The organism is Mesorhizobium sp. M7A.F.Ca.CA.001.04.2.1, from assembly GCF_003998485.1.
GTDB classification, from domain to species: domain Bacteria; phylum Pseudomonadota; class Alphaproteobacteria; order Rhizobiales; family Rhizobiaceae; genus Mesorhizobium; species Mesorhizobium ciceri.
Window position 1 is genome coordinate 1 of sequence record NZ_RZQT01000126.1, and the last position, 18,017, is coordinate 18,017.

Sequence of the window (18,017 nt, forward strand, 5' to 3'; positions counted from 1 at the left end):
GCTATGCCGGCGTCGCGCTGGCGGCACTGGTCGGCATCTCGGCGGCGGGCATCGACCTGTCCAGCTTGGCACTGGTCGCCGGCGCTCTTTCCCTCGGTATCGGCTTTGGCCTGCAGAACGTGGTGTCCAATTTCGTTTCCGGCCTGATCCTTCTGGCCGAGCGGCCGTTCAAGGTGGGCGACTGGATCGTTGCCGGCGACGTCAGCGGCACGGTCAAGAAGATCAGCGTGCGCGCCACCGAGATCGAAACCTTCCAGCGGCAATCGGTGATCCTGCCCAATTCGAACCTGATCAACAACGCCGTCGGCAACTGGACGCACCGCAACAAGCTCGGCCGCGTCGACATCAAGGTCGGCGTCGCCTATGGCAGCGACGTCAAGCAGGTTCATGCCGTCCTGCTGGAGATCGCCCGCAGCCACCCGATGGTGCTGAAGAACCCCGAACCCTTCGTGCTGTTTTCCAATTTCGGCCCCGCCGCCCTGGAATTCGAAATCCGCGTGTTCCTGGCCGACGTGATGAACGGCAACATCGCGCAGAACGACATCCGTTTTGCCGTCCTCGAAAAATTCAGCAGCGAACACATCGAGATCCCCTCGACGCCGCGCGCCGTGGTCGAGGCCCACAAGCCCAAGGCCTGGCCGACGGACGACGACAAGATCGAGGCCGACTTCGCCGAACAGGAGCAGATAAGGGCCGAAGCCGAGGCGGAGAAGAAGCGACTGGTCAAGTCTCGCAAAACCAAGAAGCCGGACCCGGACTAGGCTCGGACTCCGTCGACCTCAATCCTGCCCGGAATCGATTGCGGCATGAATGGGGCATTCAGTTGCGGTTCAGCTTCCATCTCATATAAGCTCCATGCAAAGGCGAAAATGCCTTGCCAAATGCAACAGAGGCGGTGGGAACACCGATATTGCACCATGTGGAAGTCTCTCGTCGCTGCAGTCGCCCTGGTCGCCGCCATCGGCTCGGTCCATGCCGCGAGCGCGGTCAACAAGGACGCCGAGACCCGCACGCTGGTCGTAACGGAGGGCGGCAGCAAGACCGACCTTGCGCTGGCCGGTGGCGAAACGGTTGAGTTCTGCCCGAACGGCTGCTTCGTCACCTTGCCCAATGGCGATCTCGAAGCCCTGACCGGTTCGGAAACGGTCGAGATCTCGGGCGGTGTCGCCCGCATCAAGTAATCTTGGCGTCACGATTGTAGAGGCCGGGCATTTGCCCGGCCTTTTATCGTTTCCGGTAGCGGTTGTTTAACAATGACACCGGAAATACCGCCATGGCAGCCGTCTGCAACCGTGCGTTTTAACGTTCGCTACGCCATCGCCCGCTATACCAGCCTCAAGACGCCGAAAAGCGGCGCGCAACTCTACGCGGGCAGGGCAGGACGGACATGGATGCGCGATCGGACAGGAACGCAATACCGCTTGCGGTCGATCTCGACGGCACGCTGATCGCAACCGACCTGTTGTGGGAAGGGCTGTTCATCCTTCTCAAGAAGAACCCGCTCTATATCTTCCTCGTACCGTTCTGGATCGCCGGCGGGCCGGCGCGGCTGAAGCAGGCGATCGCGCAGCGCATCGACATCGATCCGGCATCGCTGCCCTATCGCGAGGTGCTGCTTTGCCGCCTCCGGACCGAGCACGCCGAGGGCCGCAAGATCGTGCTGGCGACCGGTACGCCGCGCAAGTTCGCCGACGCCATCGCGGCCCATCTCGGCATTTTCGACCAGGTGCTGGCCACCGATGGTCTCGCCAATCTCACCTCGGGCAGGAAGCGCGCCTCGCTGATCGCAGCCTATGGCGATGGCGGTTTCGACTACGCCGGCAACAGCCGCCATGACCTCCAGGTCTTCGATGCCGCACGCAACGCGATCGTCGTCGCGCCCGACCGCCATGCCGCGCGCTGGCTGGCGGCACATGGCGCCGAGACGGTGCCGGCGCCGAAGCCGACTTTGCGGACCATCGTCAAGATGCTGCGCGTGCATCAGTGGCTGAAGAATTCGCTGATCGCCGTGCCGATGGTGCTCTCGCATGAATATTTCAACACCGACATGATCTGGGAATGCCTGCTGGCATTCGTCTCGTTCAGCGCGGTGGCATCGGCCATCTACATCCTCAATGATTTCTTCGACCTCGCGCTCGACCGCAAACACCTCACCAAGCGCAACAGGCCGTTCGCCAGCGGCGCGCTGTCGATCCCGTTCGGACTTGGGGCGATCGCGGTGCTTCTGGCGATCGGCATCGGCACCGGGCTATTCCTGTCGCCCGAATTCATGGCTGTGCTCGGCGGCTACATGGTCGTCACCACTGCCTATTCGCTGTCGTTCAAGCGCATGCTGCTGGTCGATGTGCTGACGCTCGCCGGCCTCTACACGATCCGCGTCCTGGCCGGCGCGGCGGCGACCGGCGTCGACGTCTCGTTTTGGCTGCTGGCCTTCTCCATCTTCTTCTTCCTGTCGCTGGCGCTGGTGAAGCGCTTCGTCGAACTGCGCACCACCGCCATTCCGCCCGGCGAGCGCATTGCCGGTCGCGGCTATCGCACCGAAGACCAGGAGATCGTCGCCCAGGCCGGCATGGCCTCGGCCTTCTCCTCGGCGCTGGTGCTGGCGCTCTACATGGACAGTGTCGCGGTGCGGGAACTCTATCCGCATCCATGGCTGATCTGGCCGCTGGCGCCGATCGTGCTCTATCTTACCATGCGCGTCTGGATCCTGGCGCGCCGCAACGAGATGCATGACGATCCGGTCGTCTTCATCATCCGCGACTGGCGCAGCCAGATCGTGGTGCTGATCGGTGCGGTGATGCTGGTCATCGGGGGCTGGTAGGCATGGCCGCCGGACGTTTCCCAAGCTTTGGCCTTGCCACGCCGCCGGCGCCGCGCGCCATCGGTGCCGACGAGGCGATCGCGCTGCTGAAGGGCGGTCAGGCCAAGCCGGCGTCGCTGCTTGCCTATGGCAATGGCCGCTCCTACGGCGATTCCTGCCAGAACGGGGCCGGAGCGGTCGTCGATATGCGATCGCTGAACCGGATCCACGCCTTCAACGCCGAAACCGGTGTTCTCAAGGCGGATGCCGGCGTGCTGTTGTCCGACATCATCGCCCACGCTGCCCCCTACGGCTTCTTCCCCGCCGTTGTGCCAGGCACACAATTCGTCACGCTCGGCGGGGCCATCGCCAATGACGTGCATGGCAAGAACCATCACCGGCGCGGCACCTTCGGCTGCCATGTCGAGAGCTTCACGCTGCTCAGGTCCGATGGAAAGACCCATCGCTGCTCGGCGACAGACAATGCGCGGCTGTTTGCGGCGACGATCGGCGGGATGGGGCTGACCGGCCTCATTCTGTCGGCCTCGATCCGGCTGATGCGGGTGCATTCCCTCGACATCGTCGAAAGGGCGACGCCGTTTCGTGACCTCTGCGAATTCTTCGACCTGGCCGCGGCGGCCGATCAGGCCAACGAATATGCGGTCGCCTGGATCGACCAGCTTGCCGGCGGTCGCAACAGCGGTCGCGGCCTGCTGCTCACTGGCAATCACGCCGAGCACGGCTCGCATGCCGCTTCGCGCGCCGGCGGCAATTTCTCGGTGCCGGTCCAGCCGCCGTTCAACGTGCTCAACCGGCCGTTCCTGACCGCCTTCAACGCTGCCTACAGGTGGAGGAAGAGCCGGGCAACGGTGCCGCGCCAGGCCGGCTACCAGGGCTTCTTCTTCCCGCTCGACGGCGTGCGCGATTGGAACCGGCTTTATGGGCCGAAAGGGCTGTTCCAGCACCAGAGCGTGGTGCCGGAACAGACGGCGCGCGAGGCCGTGCCGGCATTGCTGGCGGCTGCAAGGCAAGCCGGGCAGGGCTCGTTCCTCACGGTGCTGAAACGCTTCGGCTCCATCCGCTCGCCGGCGCTGCTGTCGTTTCCGCGTCCCGGCTACACGCTGACACTGGATTTCCCCAACAGGGGCGCCGCGACGCTGACATTGCTGCGGGAGCTCGACCGCATCACGGTCGAGGCCGGCGGCGCGGTCAATCCGTACAAGGACGCCCGCATGGGGGCCGAAATCTTCGCTTCGTCCTTTCCCGAATGGCAGCGGCTGGAAGCGCTCCGCGACCACGCCTTCATGTCCGACTTCTGGGCGCGCACCGCGAAGAGATTGGATACGCGGCGAGGCTCGGTCGAGGCTGCCGAATAGATAAAATCCGAATAATTATTGGTTAACAGATGGTTGATAGCGCGATTCACTCAAAACAATGTTGGGACTTCACCAAATGTTTGCGGGTTTGTAGTAGGAAGCGTGAAGGGGTGGCTTGGAACTCATGAAATACATCGTCTTCATTCTCTTTACAGTCATGACCAATGCCGCGGCGCAGCTGATGCTGAAGCAAGGCATGATGTCGCTCGGACCGATCTCGTTCGAGGGCGTCAATCCGCTCGTCAAGCTGCTGCAGATCGTCTTCAGCCCCTGGGTGTTCCTTGGCCTGTGTACCTTCGTCATCTCGATGGCCTCGCACCTCTATGTGCTGTCCAAGGTCGAGCTCTCCTTCGCTTATCCGTTCCTCAGCCTCGCCTATGTTGCCGTCGCCATCTTCGCTTATTTCGTCTTCCGCGAGGACCTTAATGGCTGGCGGATCGCCGGCATCGCCTTCATCTGCGTCGGCACGGTGCTGATCGCGCAAAGTGGCCGGGATTTGGGTGGGCAAGGGCATGAGGACCAGGCCGCTTCCATCACGCCCGACAAGATCCAAGCAAACGAGATCGTTCGATGAGACATATGATTTTCGGCGGTGACGGTTTCGTCGGCCGCCATCTTGCCCCGAAGCTTGTGGCCGATGGTGAAGAGGTTGTCGTCGCCGACATCGTCAAGAGCGACCTGCCGCATTACCGCAGCGTCCGCTTTATCCAATGCGACGTCACCGATCCGGCCTCGGTCGCCGCGATTGGGCTGAAGGCCGACGACATGGTCTACAATTTGTCGGCCAAGATGCTGTCGCCGATCCAGGTGCGCGCCAAGCGGCATGACTTCTTCTTCCCTGTAAATTTCCATGGCACCGAGCACATCATGCAGGCCATGGACGGAGCCGGTGCGTCAAAACTCGTCCACTACACGACCGACATGATCTACGGCCACACGGTCACGCAGCCTATGACCGAGGAGCACCCGGTGGCGCCGCTGGGCGAATATGGCTGGTCGAAGCAGAAGACCGAGGAGCTGGCGGCCGAGTGGCGCAAGCGCGGCATGTCGATCTCGCTGTTTCGCCCGCGTCTGATCATCGGTCCCGGCCGGCTCGGCATTCTCGAAAAACTGTTCAAGCTGATCGACTGGAATTTTCCGGTGCCGATGATCGGTTCGGGCAGGAACCCTTATCAGTTCATCTCGGTGTTCGACTGCGCCGAAGCCGCCCGCGCGGCCTGGAAGGCCGGCGTGCCAAACGAGGCCTATAATCTGGGTTCGCTCAATCCACCGCCCGTCAAGAAGCTGCTCGGCGATCTGATCAGGCATGCCGGCTCGAAATCGATCCTGATCCCGACACCGGGTTGGGCGGTCAAGCGCACGCTGGACCTGCTCGACCTGATGAACATGCCGATCATGGACCCAGAACAGTATCTGATCGCCGACGAGGAATGCGTGCTCGACGTGTCCAAGGCCGGGCGTCAGCTCGGCTGGGCGCCGCAATATCGCGACGAGGACATGCTGATCGCCGCCTATAGCGAGTACCGCGCCAAGAAAGCCGGGCACGCGGTCGCCACCAAACATGTGCCCGCCGAATAGCGGCTCGCAAAACAGCTTTCGTTGCGCACGATTACGGTCGTGCGTGCAGACAGGAGATTGAAATGACCGTCATGGCCAAGCCCGAACAGACGAATGCGCGCACCATGGTCAGTGCGCCGGCGCTGTCGCCCGCCACCATCGCCAAGCCCAACCTGATCAGCGTCGAGCAGGCCAAGGCGATGGACGTCGCGGCAATGACCGACCTGTTCAAGGCGCATCTCAACCCCGGCCAGCTGCATTTCATGAAGCTGCTCGGCTTCCACAAGATCAAGATCGAGCGCGCCGAAGGCATGTTCTACATCGACCAGAACGGCCGCAAGATCCTCGACTTCTTCGGCGGCTTCGGTTCGCTGGCCTTTGGCCACAACCATCCGCGCATCCTGGAAGCACGCAAGAAATTCCAGGAGGAGAAGCGCCAGGAAATCGCCATCGCCTTCATGTCGCAATATGCGGCGGCACTTGCGCACAACATCGCGAAATGCTCGCCCGGCGATCTCGACATGGTGTTTCTGGGTTCGTCCGGCTCGGAAGCGATGGAAGCGGCGGTTAAGCTCGCCGAGCGCGCCGCCGGTCCGAAGCGACCGAAGATCGTCTATGCCGAGAATTCCTTCCACGGCAAGACCAAGGGCGTGCTCGGCATCACCGACGGCCAGCTCTACCGCGCCGACTTCAAGGTGGCCGAAAACACGGTCCGCATCCCGTTTGCCGACATCGAGGCGGTCGAGCGCCTGTTCCGTTCCGACCCGGAGGTCGGCGTCATCGTGCTGGAAACCATCCAGGGCGGCGGCGGCATCATCCAGGCGCCTGCCGAGTACTGGCAGAAGCTGCGCGCGTTGTGCGACCAGTATGGCGTGCTGTGGGTCGCCGACGAAGTTCAGTGCGGCTACGGCCGTTCGGGCCGCTTCTACGCCTTCGAACATTACGGCGTCGTTCCCGATGTGACGGCGCTGGCCAAGTCTCTCGGCGCCGGCAAGGCGGCGGTCGGCGCGATGATTGCGCGGCGCGAGGTCTACATGAAGGCCTATGGCACGCCGAAAACGGCGATGATCCATGCCATGGCGACCTTCGGCGGAATGGGCGAGGCCTGCGTCACCTCGATCGAAGGGCTCAACGTGCTCTACGACGAGGGCCTGATCGACAATGCCGCCGTCACCGGCGACTATTTGCTGCAGCGCCTGCAGGCGCTCAGGGAAAAGTACCCCAAGATCATCAAGGATGTGCGCGGCAAGGGGTTTATGGTCGGCCTGGAGTTCCACGACTTCTCGCAGACCTTGCCGATGGTGCTGCGGCCGATCGTCAGCGTGCTCGACGACAAGCTGAAGGGCTCGCTGTCGGGCTTCGTCGGCGCGCTGCTGCTGCGCGACTACGACGTGCTGGTCGCCTTCACCGAGTACAACCGAAACGTCATCCGGCTGGAGCCGCCGTTGATCTGCCAGCGCGAGCATGTCGACCGCTTCGTCGATGCCTTCGACAGCCTGCTGTCGCGCGGCATCGTGTCGATCGTGAAGGATTTCGTCAAAAGCCAGGTTCGTTAAGCGAGTTCGCTGGGTACAACGATGCTGACCAAGTCGCCCGCTCCACAAAACCCACTCGACCGGCTCACCGGAGCCGGCCTGGCGTGGGGCGAGGGGACTTATGCGCGGCTGGCGGCACCGATCGGCGCTGCGGCCTTCGCGCTCTACATCCTTTTTACAGCGTTCACGGCATGGGTGATGCCCGACGCCAACTGGGACATGCTGCCCTATCTCGCTATATCGGAGGAGGGCACCTATCCCAATGCACAAGCCCTGCACGACTATGCCTACAACACAGTCAAATCGGGCGTTTCGGCAAGCGATTATAAGGCGCTGACCGATGATGGCGGCGGCTTCCGCAGCCACATGACAGAAAATGCCGCCGATTTCCATTCGCTGCTCGGCATGTACAGGATCAAGTTCCTCTACGCCGAGGTCCTGTCGACGATGAGCGCGGTGATGTCGCCGGTCGAGGCGATGCGCCTGGTCTCAGTGGTCTCGGTTCTGCTGTTCGGCGCGATCGCCCTGATGTGGCTGCGCTCCGAGGGGGCACTGGCCTTGGCGCCTGTGGTCGGCGCGATGCTGATCATGGCCGATTTCGGCGATGCGGCGCGCGCTTCGACGCCGGATCTGCTCACGTCAGCGCTGCTGCTCGGCGGGCTCTATGCCTATGTCCGCGGGCGCGAGATGGCGACCGCGATCCTGCTCTTCCTCGCCTTCATGGTGCGGCCGGACAACATTGTTTTCCTTGCTGTTTTTACCGTGCTGCTGGTCGCCTTCCGGCAGAAATCGTGGGGCGCGCTGGCCGGCTTTGCCGCTTCCTTCGTTGCCTATTTTGCCATCTCGCACTGGGCGCATCATCCCGGCTGGTGGCCGCATCTGTGGTTCTCCAGCATAGAGCAGCATTACAATATGGACGGGTTCGAGCCGCCATTCTCCATCGTTGCCTATCTCAGGGCATTTGCCACCTCGCTGCTGCGTGCCGTCAACCTGAACAGCTGGGTCGGGGTGTCGGTGCTGGCACTGGCCGGCTGGTTTGCCGCCTCCCGCGCCGGCTTCCGCCTCGATCGCCGCGCCGGCATCCTGTTTGCGGCACTGGTGCTCGGCGCGCTGGCGAAGTTCACCGTCTTCCCGATCCACGACACGCGCATCTATTTTCCGCATCTGATCCCGCCATTCCTGCTGCTGGCGACGCCGCTCATGGCGTTGTGGGCGGCCGCGGCTCGCGGTCAGAATCGCGCTGCCATGCAAATCATTCCTGGAGACAAGTCATGAGTTCGCTATCCAGCCTGGCGCGCGTTGCCCTGTCGCTCGGTCTTCCCAGTGGCGTTCTCGACCGCGGACCATCGCTGCGCGGCACGAAGTTCCTGGCCAAGGCGGCGCTGAAGGCGCGGTTTGGTGGGGCAGGGCGGCCGTTCCAGATGGTCAATGTCGGCGCCTGCGACGGCGCGCTGTTCGACGATGTGACGCCGTGGCTGCACCGCATAGCTGGCGCACGCGCGATGCTGGTCGAGCCGATCCCGTACAATCAGAAACGGCTGCGCGCCAATTATCCCGACACCGGCCGGTTCATCATCGAGCCGGTGGCGGTGACAAAGGCCAAGGGGACGATCACCGTCCACACCTTCGATGCCGCCGCGCTCGAGTCCGGCACGCTGCCCATCGAATTCATCGGCTGTTCGTCGGTCACCGACACCAATCTGATGTCGGGCAAGAATGCCTGGGGCGAGGCCGACGCCAACTTCAACAAGTTCGCCCCGCACCTCAGGGACATCGAGGTGCCATCCGAGACCTTGCAGACGCTGCTCGACCGCAACGGCATCATCCATATCGATGCCTTCCTCGTCGATTGCGAGGGCGCCGACTGGATCGTTTTCGAACAGCTCGACCTCAAGCGCTACCGCCCCGGCATGATCAAGGTCGAGGTTGGCGCGCTGCCGGCCGCCGAGATCGGCCAGGTCGTGGTCAAGCTGAAGACATCAGGCTATCAGGTCGGCTTCCAGGCCGAAGACATCTGGGCCTTCGCCTGAGTTAGCCCACCGAAAAGCGAACCGCCCCAGGCGCCCGATGTGAAGCATTCTGCCGTCTGGTCGCTCGGCTTTTTGCCAATGTCGCAAACAGGCTTCAATCGCCCTGCCGCTCCGCCCTATAGTCCGCCCGCTTTATCACTTTGGAGTCGCGGGCAATGGCAGAGTTTCCGAAAAAGGCGAGGGTCGTCATCGTCGGCCTGGGCGGTATTGTCGGCGCATCGATCGCCCATCACCTGATCGAACGCGGCTGGGATGACATTGTCGGCATCGACAAATCAGGTATCCCGACCGATATCGGCTCGACGGCGCACGCCTCCGACTTCTGCTACACCACCAGCCACGATTTCCTGTCGTGCTGGACGACGCTCTACTCCATCGATTTCTACGAGAAGATGGGTCATTACGCGCGTATCGGCGGCCTCGAGGTCGCGCGTGTCGGCGACGACAGCCGAATGGAAGAAATCAAGCGCAAGATCGCCTCGGCCAAGGCGTTTGGCACGCGCGCCCGCCTGATCGAGCCGGCCGAGATCAAGGAAAAATTTCCGCTCATCGAAGAAGCGATTGTTCAAGGTGGTCTTTGGGATCCCGATGCCGGTCTGGTCATCCCGCGTTCGCAGACGGTCGCCGGCAAGCTGGTCGACCAGGCGGAAGCGTCGGGCAAGCTCAAATCCTTCGCCAACACATCGGCCCGGTCGCTGGTCGTCAAGGACGGCCGCATATCAGGCGTGGTAACGGACCGCGGCACCATCGAGGCCGACTATGTCGTCGTCTGCGCCGGGATTTGGGGCCGGCTGATAGCGGAAATGGTCGGCGAAGACCTGCCGGTCATGCCGATCGACCATCCGCTGACCTTCTTCGGCCCCTACAACGAGTTCGCCGGCACCGGCAAGGAGATCGGCTGGCCGCTGCTGCGCGACCAGGGCAACTCGGCCTATATGCGCGACACCGGTGATCCCAAGACCGCCGAGGGCGGGCAGATCGAATGGGGTTATTACGAAGAGACCAATCCGCGCCTTTGCCACCCGCGCGACCTGCTGGAGAAGGACCAGGCGCGGCTTTCGCCGTCGCAACGCGATCTCGACATGGAACAGATCCTGGCGCCGCTCGAACGCGCCATGGAACTGACGCCGATCCTCGGCGAACTCGGCTATAATGAGAGCCATTCGTTCAATGGACTTCTCCAGGTAACCGCGGATGGCGGCCCGTCGATGGGCGAAAGCCAGAAGGTGCGGGGTCTGTGGTATGCCGTTGCCATCTGGGTCAAGGATGGTCCCGGCATGGGCAAGCTGATCGCCGACTGGATGACCGACGGCCGCACCGCAATCGATCACCATGCCATCGACTATGCACGGTTCTATCCGCACCAGACCAAGGAGCAGTTCATCTGGGACCGCTGCACCGAGACGGCGATGAAGGTCTACAATCCGGCGGTACATCCGCGCGAGCCGTTCTCCAAGGCCCGCAATATCCGGCGCTCGCCGTTCTGGGAACGCGAGAAGGAACTCGGCGGCTATTTCATGGAACTCGGCGGCTGGGAGCGCGCCCACGGCTATGCCGCCAACGAGCATCTCCTGGAGAAATACGGCAACCGGGTGCCGGTGCGTGAGAACGAATGGGACAACCGCCATTTCTGGCGCGTCTCCAATGCCGAACATCTCGCCATGAGCGAGGATTGCGGCATCGTCAACCTGTCGCATTTCGCCATGTACGACATCGAAGGTCCAGACCATGTCGCGCTGCTGGAATGGTTGTGCGCAGCCAAGATTGGCGGCGACAACAACATCGGCAAGGGCATCTACACCCACTTCCTCGACGAGGAAGGCATGGTGCGGGCCGACTTTACCGTCATTCGCATGGCCGACCGCTGTCGTTTGATCGACGGCGCGGACGCTGGCCCGCGCGACTTCCAGTACATGCGCCGCACGGCACAGGACAAAGGTTTCGACGTCACCATCACCGACGTGACCGAGAACTATGTGACCATCGGCATCTGGGGGCCGAACGCCCGGGCGACCTTGCAGAAGGTGGTCGAAAACCCGGACGGGCTCTCTGTTGAGAACTTCCCATTCGCGGCGATCAAGCCGGTCCGGATCGGCGGCAAGGACGTCACCGCTTTCCGCATCTCCTATGTCGGCGAGCAGGGCTGGGAACTGCATATGCGCTACGAGGACGGTCTCGCTGTGTGGGATGCGCTGCGCTCGACCGGCGTGATGCCTTTCGGTGTGGAGACCTATGCCAACACGCGCCGCATGGAAAAGAGCCTGCGCCTGCAGAACGCCGACCTTCTGACCGAGTACAATCTGCTCGAAGCGGATCTCGCTCGTCCAAAGGTCAAGGAGAACGATTTCTGCGGCAAGGCGAAGCACGTCGAATACCGCGCCCGCGAGCACCAACCGGCCATGCTGTGCACGCTGGTGATGACCGAGAATGTCGATTCCAAAGGCGTTGCCCGCTATCCCGTCGGCACCATGCCGGTGATGGATCCGAAGACCGGCGAGACGCTGGTCGACGAACTCGGCCGGCGGTCCTTCACCACCTCGATGGCCTATGGCCCGACCATCGGCAAGAATATCGGTCTTGCCTATCTGCCGTGGGCGTACGCCCAGGAAGGCCGCAAGCTCACGATCGAGTATTTCGGTGAGACATATCCGGTCGAAGTGGCGGCTGTCGGCTACAAGCCGCTCTACGATCCGGAGAATTTGAAGCCGCGCAGCTGATTGCTAGCCGGCGCAAAGGGCATGAAGGCAAAAGCCTGGCCATCGGCCGGGCTTTTCTCTTTTTAAGCCGACGGTTTTCGCTTACCTTCGCGGCATGTCTGCTTTTGCCTGCGCAAGACATTTCCTTTCAGGCTGCGCCGCGTTCGCACTGACGCTCTGGTTGACGCCCGCGGCCCAAGCTGACGAGCCCGTCGATGTCGAGCTGGTGCTGGCCGTCGATGTCTCGCTGTCGATGTCTCCGGACGAACTCGAGATCCAGCGTCACGGCTACGCCGCGGCACTGACGCACGACAATGTGCTGCAGGCCATTGCCGATGGCGCTTATGGCAAGATCGCCGTCACCTATGTCGAATGGGCCGGCACCAACTGGCAGCGCGTCATCGTGCCGTGGACGGTGATCGCCAGCCGCACCGACGCCGAGCGGGTGGTTGCGCAACTATCCGCTCAGCCGCCCAACAGCGCGCGGCGCACCTCGATCTCCGGAGCGCTGGAGTTCGGCAATGACCTGTTCGCCGAAAGCGGCTACCAGGGCACGAAGCGGGTCATCGACATTTCGGGCGATGGCCCCAACAATCAAGGCGCGCCGGTCAACCTGACCCGCGACGATCTGATCAAGCAAGGCATCGTCATCAACGGCCTGCCGCTGATGACGCGAGGCGGTTTTTCCGGCGCCTACGACGTCAGCAATCTCGATCGCTACTACAGCGACTGCGTCATCGGCGGACCCGGAGCCTTCATGATTCCGGTCAACGACTGGACGCAGTTTCCCGAAGCCATCCGTCGCAAGCTGGTGCTGGAACTCGCCGGCCCGGCCTCGCCGCAATGGGCGGCAGAAGAAGCCACGCATCCGCCGATGGTATTGGCGCAGGACAAGCCCGCCACCGACTGCCTGGTCGGCGAGAAAATGTGGCGCAACCGCAGCTGGATGTTTGACAGCCGCTAGGCGACCGAAGCATTGGCAAATTGGCCGGACCGCGCTATCCAGTCGGAGGGGCCGCGGCAAAAACCGAGGAAACATCAGATGAAACGTCTAGCCATCCTGACTGCTGTCGCGTCCGTGCTTTTTGCCGACGCCGCCAGCGCCCAATACAATGATGAGCCCGCCTGCATGATGTTCGAGCACGCGAATTTTCGCGGTCGGTCCATCGGTATGGGCCCCGACGATTCCGTGAACTTTCGCGGCGGCCAGTTCTGGAACGACCGTGTGTCGTCGGTGATCGTGCGCCGGGGTTGCACACTCATTGCCTATGAGGACTCCCGGATGGGTGGCCGCTCGATCGAGATCCGGCGCCGGATCCGCGATTTCGGCGGCAGCGACTGGAATGACCGTATATCGTCGGCGGAGTGCACCTGCGACGATTATTGAGGCCATTTTGGATAGCCACGATGGATTTCTGGCGGTGGTAGCCATTGGCCGACAGCAGAGCCGGGCCTGCCGGTTGCCTCACCAAGCTGTTCATTGACAAGCCGATTGGCGTCTGTGAGACAATTCCCCAGCAAAAACAAAAGGGGAACCGACATGAACAGGATCGCCGTTCTTACCGCAACTCTGACACTTGCCGCCGGCCTGTCCGCACCGGCGATGGCTGCCACCTCGGTCACTATCGGCATCAGCGGCTGGACAGGCTTCGCGCCGCTGACGCTTGCGAAGCAGGCGGGCATCTTCGAGAAACACGGACTCGACGTGACCTTGAAAAAGGTGCCGCAAGCGAGCCGGCCGCTCGCCATCGCCAGCGGCGACCTGCAATGCGCGGCCACCACGGTGGAGACCTGGCTGGTGTGGAACGCCAGCGGCGTCACCACCAAGCAGATCTTCCAGCTCGACAAATCCTACGGCGCCGACGGCATCGTCGCCCGCAACAACATCAAGACCGTCGCCGATCTCAAGGGCAAGAACGTCGCGTCATCGGCGCCGGGCACGTCGCCCTATTTCATGCTCGCCTGGGTGCTGAACAAGAACGGCATGTCGACGAAGGACGTCACCGTCGTCAATCTGGAGCCTGATGCGGCGGCGCAAGCTTTCCTCGCCGGGCAGAACGACGCCGCCGTCACCTACGAGCCGTTCATCTCGGCGGTGCGCGACAAGTCGGACCAGGGCCATATCCTGGCGACGACGCTCGACTACCCGATGGTGCTCGACACGGTGGGCTGCACACCCGAATTCCTGAAAACCAATCCGGATGCCGCCAAGGCGCTGGCCGACAGCTATTTTGATGCACTCGACCTGATCAAGAGCGATCCGCAGAAATCCTACGAGACCATGGGTGCCGACGTGAAACAGTCGGCCAAGGAATTCGAGGATTCGGCGAAATACCTGAAATGGGCCGACCGGGCGGAGAACAAACAGTTCTTCACCAAGGAATTCCAGGACTTTTCCAAGACCGCTGGCGAACTGCTGCTGCAGATGGGACTGATCAAGGAAGCGCCCGACGTCACCACGTTGGCTGACACCAGCGCGGTTTCGAACTGATCGTTCGGCCTTTGACCATCAAGCGGCGGCGCCTGGCGCTGCCGCCTTCTCTTGGACAAAGCGCGATTTGAGCATGGGGACCATTTGAAAATGGCGACGATTTGACGATGCGCCCCTTGCATCCCGTCTCGCCGGGCATCCGAACCGTGCTCGGCATTTCCTTCTTCGTGCTTTTCGTGGCCTTCTGGGCTTGGATCACGCTAGGCGGCCACGTCAACCGCATCTTCCTCGCCGATCCGCTGTCGATGCTGCGGGATGGCTGGCGGCTTTTGGTCGAAGACCGTTTCTGGCTCGACGTTCTGATCACCATCTGGCGCGTCTTCGGCGGTTTCCTGCTTGCCTCGGTCGTCGCGGTGCCGCTTGGCATCGCGATGGGCGCCTGGAAGCCGGTGGAGGCGTTTCTGGAGCCTTTTGTCTCCTTCGCCCGCTACTTGCCTGCGTCGGCATTCATCCCACTGCTCATCTTGTGGGCCGGCATCGGCGAGCTGGAAAAACTGCTGGTCATCTTCGTCGGCTCGGTGTTCCAGATCGTCCTCATCATCGCGGTCAAAGTTGGCGGCACACGACGCGATCTGGTCGAGGCCGCCTACACGCTGGGTTCCACCAACAGCGGCATCGTCGACCGGGTGATTATGCCGGCCAATGCGCCGGAGATCGCCGAGACGCTGCGGCTGGTGCTCGGCTGGGCCTGGACCTATGTCATCGTCGCGGAACTGATCGGCTCGTCATCCGGCATCGGCTACATGATCATCAACAGTCAGTCGCGGCTGGCGACGGGTCAGATCATCTTCGGCATCATCGTCATCGGACTGATCGGGCTGTTGTCCGACTTCGCCTTCAAGGCCTTCAACCGCTGGCTCTTTCCGTGGAGCCTGGCGTGAACAAGCTTCTCATCGAGGGCGTTTCGCGCACCTTTGCCGGCGTGCGCGGCGGTCAGCCGGTCAAGGCGCTGATGCCGATCGACCTGGCGGTCGCCGCCAACGACTTCATCACTATTCTGGGGCCGTCCGGCTGCGGGAAGTCGACACTGCTCAGGATTGTCGCGGGCCTGGAAGCATCGAGCGAGGGCCGTGTGCTGCTCGACGGCAAGGCGGTGACCCGGCCGGGGCCGGATCGCGGCATGGTCTTTCAGTCCTACACGCTGTTTCCCTGGCTGACTGTGGCGCAGAACATCGCTTTCGGCTTGCGCGAACGCGGAATGCCCGAAAGGGAGCGGGACGGGGTCGTCGCTTCCTACGTCAATCTCGTCGGCCTGAAAGGGTTCGAGAACCATTGGCCGAAGCAGCTCTCCGGCGGCATGCAGCAGCGCACGGCGATCGCCCGGGCGCTGGCTAACGATCCGGAGATCCTGTTGCTGGATGAGCCGTTCGGCGCGCTCGACAACCAGACGCGCGGTCTGATGCAGGAACTGCTGCTCGGCATCTGGGAACGGCGCCAAAAGACGGTGCTGTTCGTCACCCATGACATCGAGGAGGCGATCTTCATGGCCTCGCGCGTCATCGTGATGACGGCGCGGCCCGGCCGCATCAAGTCGGATGTCGCCATCGACCTGCCGCATCCGCGCCATTACACGCTGAAAACCAGCCCGGAATTCTCGGCGCTGAAAGCGCGGCTGACCGAGGATATTCGGGTCGAGGCGATGCGCACGGCGCAGGCGTAGTCAGACCGACACAGCCTGATCATCTGGAAAGATACTTGGCTCGCTCAACAGACGCTTGAGGCGAGGAAGATCACGTTTCGGGGCGTCCAGAGCCGCCTTGAACGCTACCCATTTTTCGACATCGAGAGGAAAGATGCGCCGGTCGGCCAGCCTTTCGGGTCGATTCGTTCTCGTACTCACGTGACACCTCTGCTCAGGCGGCCAGCAGCTGCTTGCGGTCGACGCGCTCCTGCTGCGGCGAGCGGGCGTAGAGTTCGCGGTAGCATTTGGAGAAATGCGAGGCCGAGACGAAGCCGCAGGCGACCGCCACCTCGACCACTGGCATCGAGGACTGGATCAGCAGGTGCCGAGCGCGGTCGAGCCGGATTTCGAGATAATAGCGGGCGGGGGAGCGGCCCATCTCGGTGCGGAACAGCCGCTCGATCTGGCGGCGCGACAGGTCGACATGATCGGCAATCTCGATCAGTGACAGCGGCTCCGACAGATTGCCCTCCATCAGTTCGATGATGGTCAGCACTTTCGAGTTCTGGACGCCGAGGCGGGCGCGTAGCGGCAGGCGCTGGCGGTCGGTGGGGCTGCGCACGCGGTCGGTCAGCACCTGCTCGCAGACGCGGTTGACGAGGTTCTCGTCAAAGTCGTCGCCGATCAGCTTCAGCATCATGTCGAGTGCGGCAGTGCCACCGGCGCAGGTGTAGATGTTCTGGTCGATCTCGAAGAGGTCGGCAAAGACATTGGCCTTCGGGAACGCCTCGGAAAAGCCCGGCAGGTTCTCCCAGTGGATGGCACAGCGCTTGTTGGACAACAGGCCGGCGGCGGCGAGAATATGCGCGCCGGTGCACAGGCCGCCGACGGCGACGCCGCGATTATATTCCTCGCGCAGCCAGGCGAAGGCGGACTTGTTTTGGTAGCGCTCGACATTGATGCCGCTGCAGACGATGGCCATGTTCGGCCGATCGGGGCCTGCCATCTTCTTGCGTTCATCCTCGAGCGACGTGTTGACCGCGCATTCGACTCCGTTCGAGGCGCGCACCGGCTTGCCGTCGATGCTGGCGAGGCGCCATCGATAGGCCTCGTAGCCGAGCATGCGATTAGCCGAGCGCAGCGGGTCGAGCGCGGTCGCAAAGGCGATCATGGTGAAATCGGGAATAAGGAAGAATACAAACGACCGCTTGATCGGATGCTTTACGGCGTTCAAGGGAACCTCACACAGCCATGGCGCGAACAGGATGTCGCGAATAGCATAGCGACATCAGGAAAAACCATGTCTGTCAATCGGCTACGCCGCTACGACAAGATTAAATTTGCGACATGGGTCGCAAATGGGCAATCGGCGTGCAGCGGGGCCCGGAAGTGGCACGAACTGTTCAAGGGACAGGCAGCGTACAGCCTGTGCGCAGAACAAATACACCGCTCTGGCTGGAGCCAGGCGGCGTTGTAGTTTTAAAGCAGCGGCAGGGATGCGCTGCCTGGAAAATCTTCAGGCGACGAAGCCGAGGCGCGCCGCATTCATGGCGCCAGTCTGGCCGGGCATGGTGTTGGCGAGACGCTGACGCTCGAGAGCGGTGGTCAGGTTCATTTCGCGGCGGGCAAAGAGGCGGGCAAAAAGCTTCATAATCATCTCCATTCGGTTGCTCAGACGGGTCGCCTTCGCTTGATGGAGTGGGGCAGCTCGTTTGCTGGCGCTGATATAGGCTTGTGTAAGCAGAAACTAAATCGCAAAAGCGAACCGCTTGATATGAAATGCGACATCGATTGCGACAGATTTGGGCAAGGTGCCCAAAATTTACGATCATTTACAAGGCATTAAGTGAAAACAGGAGCTGCTATGCGGCTTTCTCATATGCGTCATGCGTTGGTGACATGGCTCCAAAA

The 18,017-nt window shown here is 62.3% G+C and carries 18 protein-coding genes; 15 read left to right on the forward strand and 3 right to left on the reverse strand.

Annotation, left to right across the window (positions count from 1 at the left end; all coding sequences use genetic code 11):
- The 15 genes from EN955_RS27845 to EN955_RS27915 all read left to right on the forward strand — a co-directional run.
- Positions 1-761, forward strand: a 761-nt coding sequence (locus EN955_RS27845; protein WP_164769915.1) for a mechanosensitive ion channel domain-containing protein, incomplete at its 5' end; no start/stop codon positions are given.
- A 156-nt stretch (positions 762-917) separates the two neighbouring features.
- Positions 918-1,181: a hypothetical protein gene (locus EN955_RS27850; protein WP_023812335.1), complete on the forward strand. Its 264-nt coding sequence runs from the start codon at positions 918-920 to the stop codon at positions 1,179-1,181.
- A gap of 206 nt (positions 1,182-1,387) precedes the next feature.
- On the forward strand, positions 1,388-2,821 hold the full coding sequence (locus EN955_RS27855; protein ID WP_024501328.1) for a UbiA family prenyltransferase: 1,434 nt from the start codon (positions 1,388-1,390) through the stop codon (positions 2,819-2,821).
- 2 nt (positions 2,822-2,823) lie between these two features.
- Positions 2,824-4,176: an FAD-binding oxidoreductase gene (locus EN955_RS27860; protein WP_024501327.1), complete on the forward strand. Its 1,353-nt coding sequence runs from the start codon at positions 2,824-2,826 to the stop codon at positions 4,174-4,176.
- A gap of 124 nt (positions 4,177-4,300) precedes the next feature.
- A complete protein-coding gene (locus EN955_RS27865) occupies positions 4,301-4,750 on the forward strand; it encodes an EamA family transporter (protein WP_024501326.1) in 450 nt (149 codons plus the stop codon).
- Complete coding sequence (locus EN955_RS27870; RefSeq protein WP_024501325.1) at positions 4,747-5,754, forward strand: NAD(P)-dependent oxidoreductase; 1,008 nt, start codon at positions 4,747-4,749, stop codon at positions 5,752-5,754. Before EN955_RS27865 ends, EN955_RS27870 begins: the two co-directional genes overlap by 4 nt.
- Positions 5,755-5,858: 104 nt before the next feature.
- A complete protein-coding gene (locus tag EN955_RS27875; RefSeq protein ID WP_196815379.1) occupies positions 5,859-7,289 on the forward strand; it encodes an aspartate aminotransferase family protein in 1,431 nt (476 codons plus the stop codon).
- Positions 7,290-7,310: 21 nt separating this feature from the next.
- Entirely contained in the window at positions 7,311-8,543 is a 1,233-nt protein-coding gene (locus tag EN955_RS27880) for a glycosyltransferase 87 family protein (protein WP_024501323.1), read from the forward strand.
- The gene (locus tag EN955_RS27885; protein ID WP_024501322.1) at positions 8,540-9,298 is read left to right on the forward strand and encodes an FkbM family methyltransferase; all 759 of its coding nucleotides are present in this window, start codon (positions 8,540-8,542) and stop codon (positions 9,296-9,298) included. The genes EN955_RS27880 and EN955_RS27885 overlap by 4 nt, the downstream gene beginning before the upstream one ends.
- A 155-nt stretch (positions 9,299-9,453) precedes the next feature.
- Complete coding sequence (locus tag EN955_RS27890) at positions 9,454-12,015, forward strand: FAD-dependent oxidoreductase (RefSeq protein WP_013531153.1); 2,562 nt, start codon at positions 9,454-9,456, stop codon at positions 12,013-12,015.
- A gap of 94 nt (positions 12,016-12,109) precedes the next feature.
- On the forward strand, positions 12,110-12,958 hold the full coding sequence (locus EN955_RS27895) for a DUF1194 domain-containing protein (RefSeq protein WP_024501321.1): 849 nt from the start codon (positions 12,110-12,112) through the stop codon (positions 12,956-12,958).
- 78 nt (positions 12,959-13,036) lie between these two features.
- The gene (locus tag EN955_RS27900; RefSeq protein WP_024501320.1) at positions 13,037-13,381 is read left to right on the forward strand and encodes a peptidase inhibitor family I36 protein; all 345 of its coding nucleotides are present in this window, start codon (positions 13,037-13,039) and stop codon (positions 13,379-13,381) included.
- Between the two features lie 153 nt (positions 13,382-13,534).
- Entirely contained in the window at positions 13,535-14,485 is a 951-nt protein-coding gene (locus EN955_RS27905) for an ABC transporter substrate-binding protein (protein ID WP_024501319.1), read from the forward strand.
- A gap of 107 nt (positions 14,486-14,592) precedes the next feature.
- Entirely contained in the window at positions 14,593-15,366 is a 774-nt protein-coding gene (locus tag EN955_RS27910; RefSeq protein WP_024501318.1) for an ABC transporter permease, read from the forward strand.
- Entirely contained in the window at positions 15,363-16,145 is a 783-nt protein-coding gene (locus tag EN955_RS27915) for an ABC transporter ATP-binding protein (protein ID WP_024501317.1), read from the forward strand. Before EN955_RS27910 ends, EN955_RS27915 begins: the two co-directional genes overlap by 4 nt.
- Here the strand turns inward: EN955_RS27915 and EN955_RS27920 are convergent, their stop codons facing one another.
- The 3 genes from EN955_RS27920 to EN955_RS35920 all read right to left on the reverse strand — a co-directional run bounded on the left by EN955_RS27920 (position 16,146) and on the right by EN955_RS35920 (position 17,757).
- The gene (locus EN955_RS27920) at positions 16,146-16,325 is read right to left on the reverse strand and encodes a DUF1778 domain-containing protein (RefSeq protein ID WP_224621728.1); all 180 of its coding nucleotides are present in this window, start codon (positions 16,323-16,325) and stop codon (positions 16,146-16,148) included.
- 13 nt (positions 16,326-16,338) lie between these two features.
- Positions 16,339-17,277 carry a GlxA family transcriptional regulator gene (locus tag EN955_RS27925; RefSeq protein ID WP_348625597.1) on the reverse strand — a complete coding sequence of 313 codons (939 nt, stop codon included), beginning with the start codon at positions 17,275-17,277 and terminating at the stop codon, positions 16,339-16,341.
- A gap of 345 nt (positions 17,278-17,622) precedes the next feature.
- Positions 17,623-17,757, reverse strand: coding sequence for a hypothetical protein (locus tag EN955_RS35920; RefSeq protein ID WP_013531161.1), 135 nt, complete (start codon positions 17,755-17,757; stop codon positions 17,623-17,625).
- Positions 17,758-18,017 lie beyond the last annotated feature (260 nt).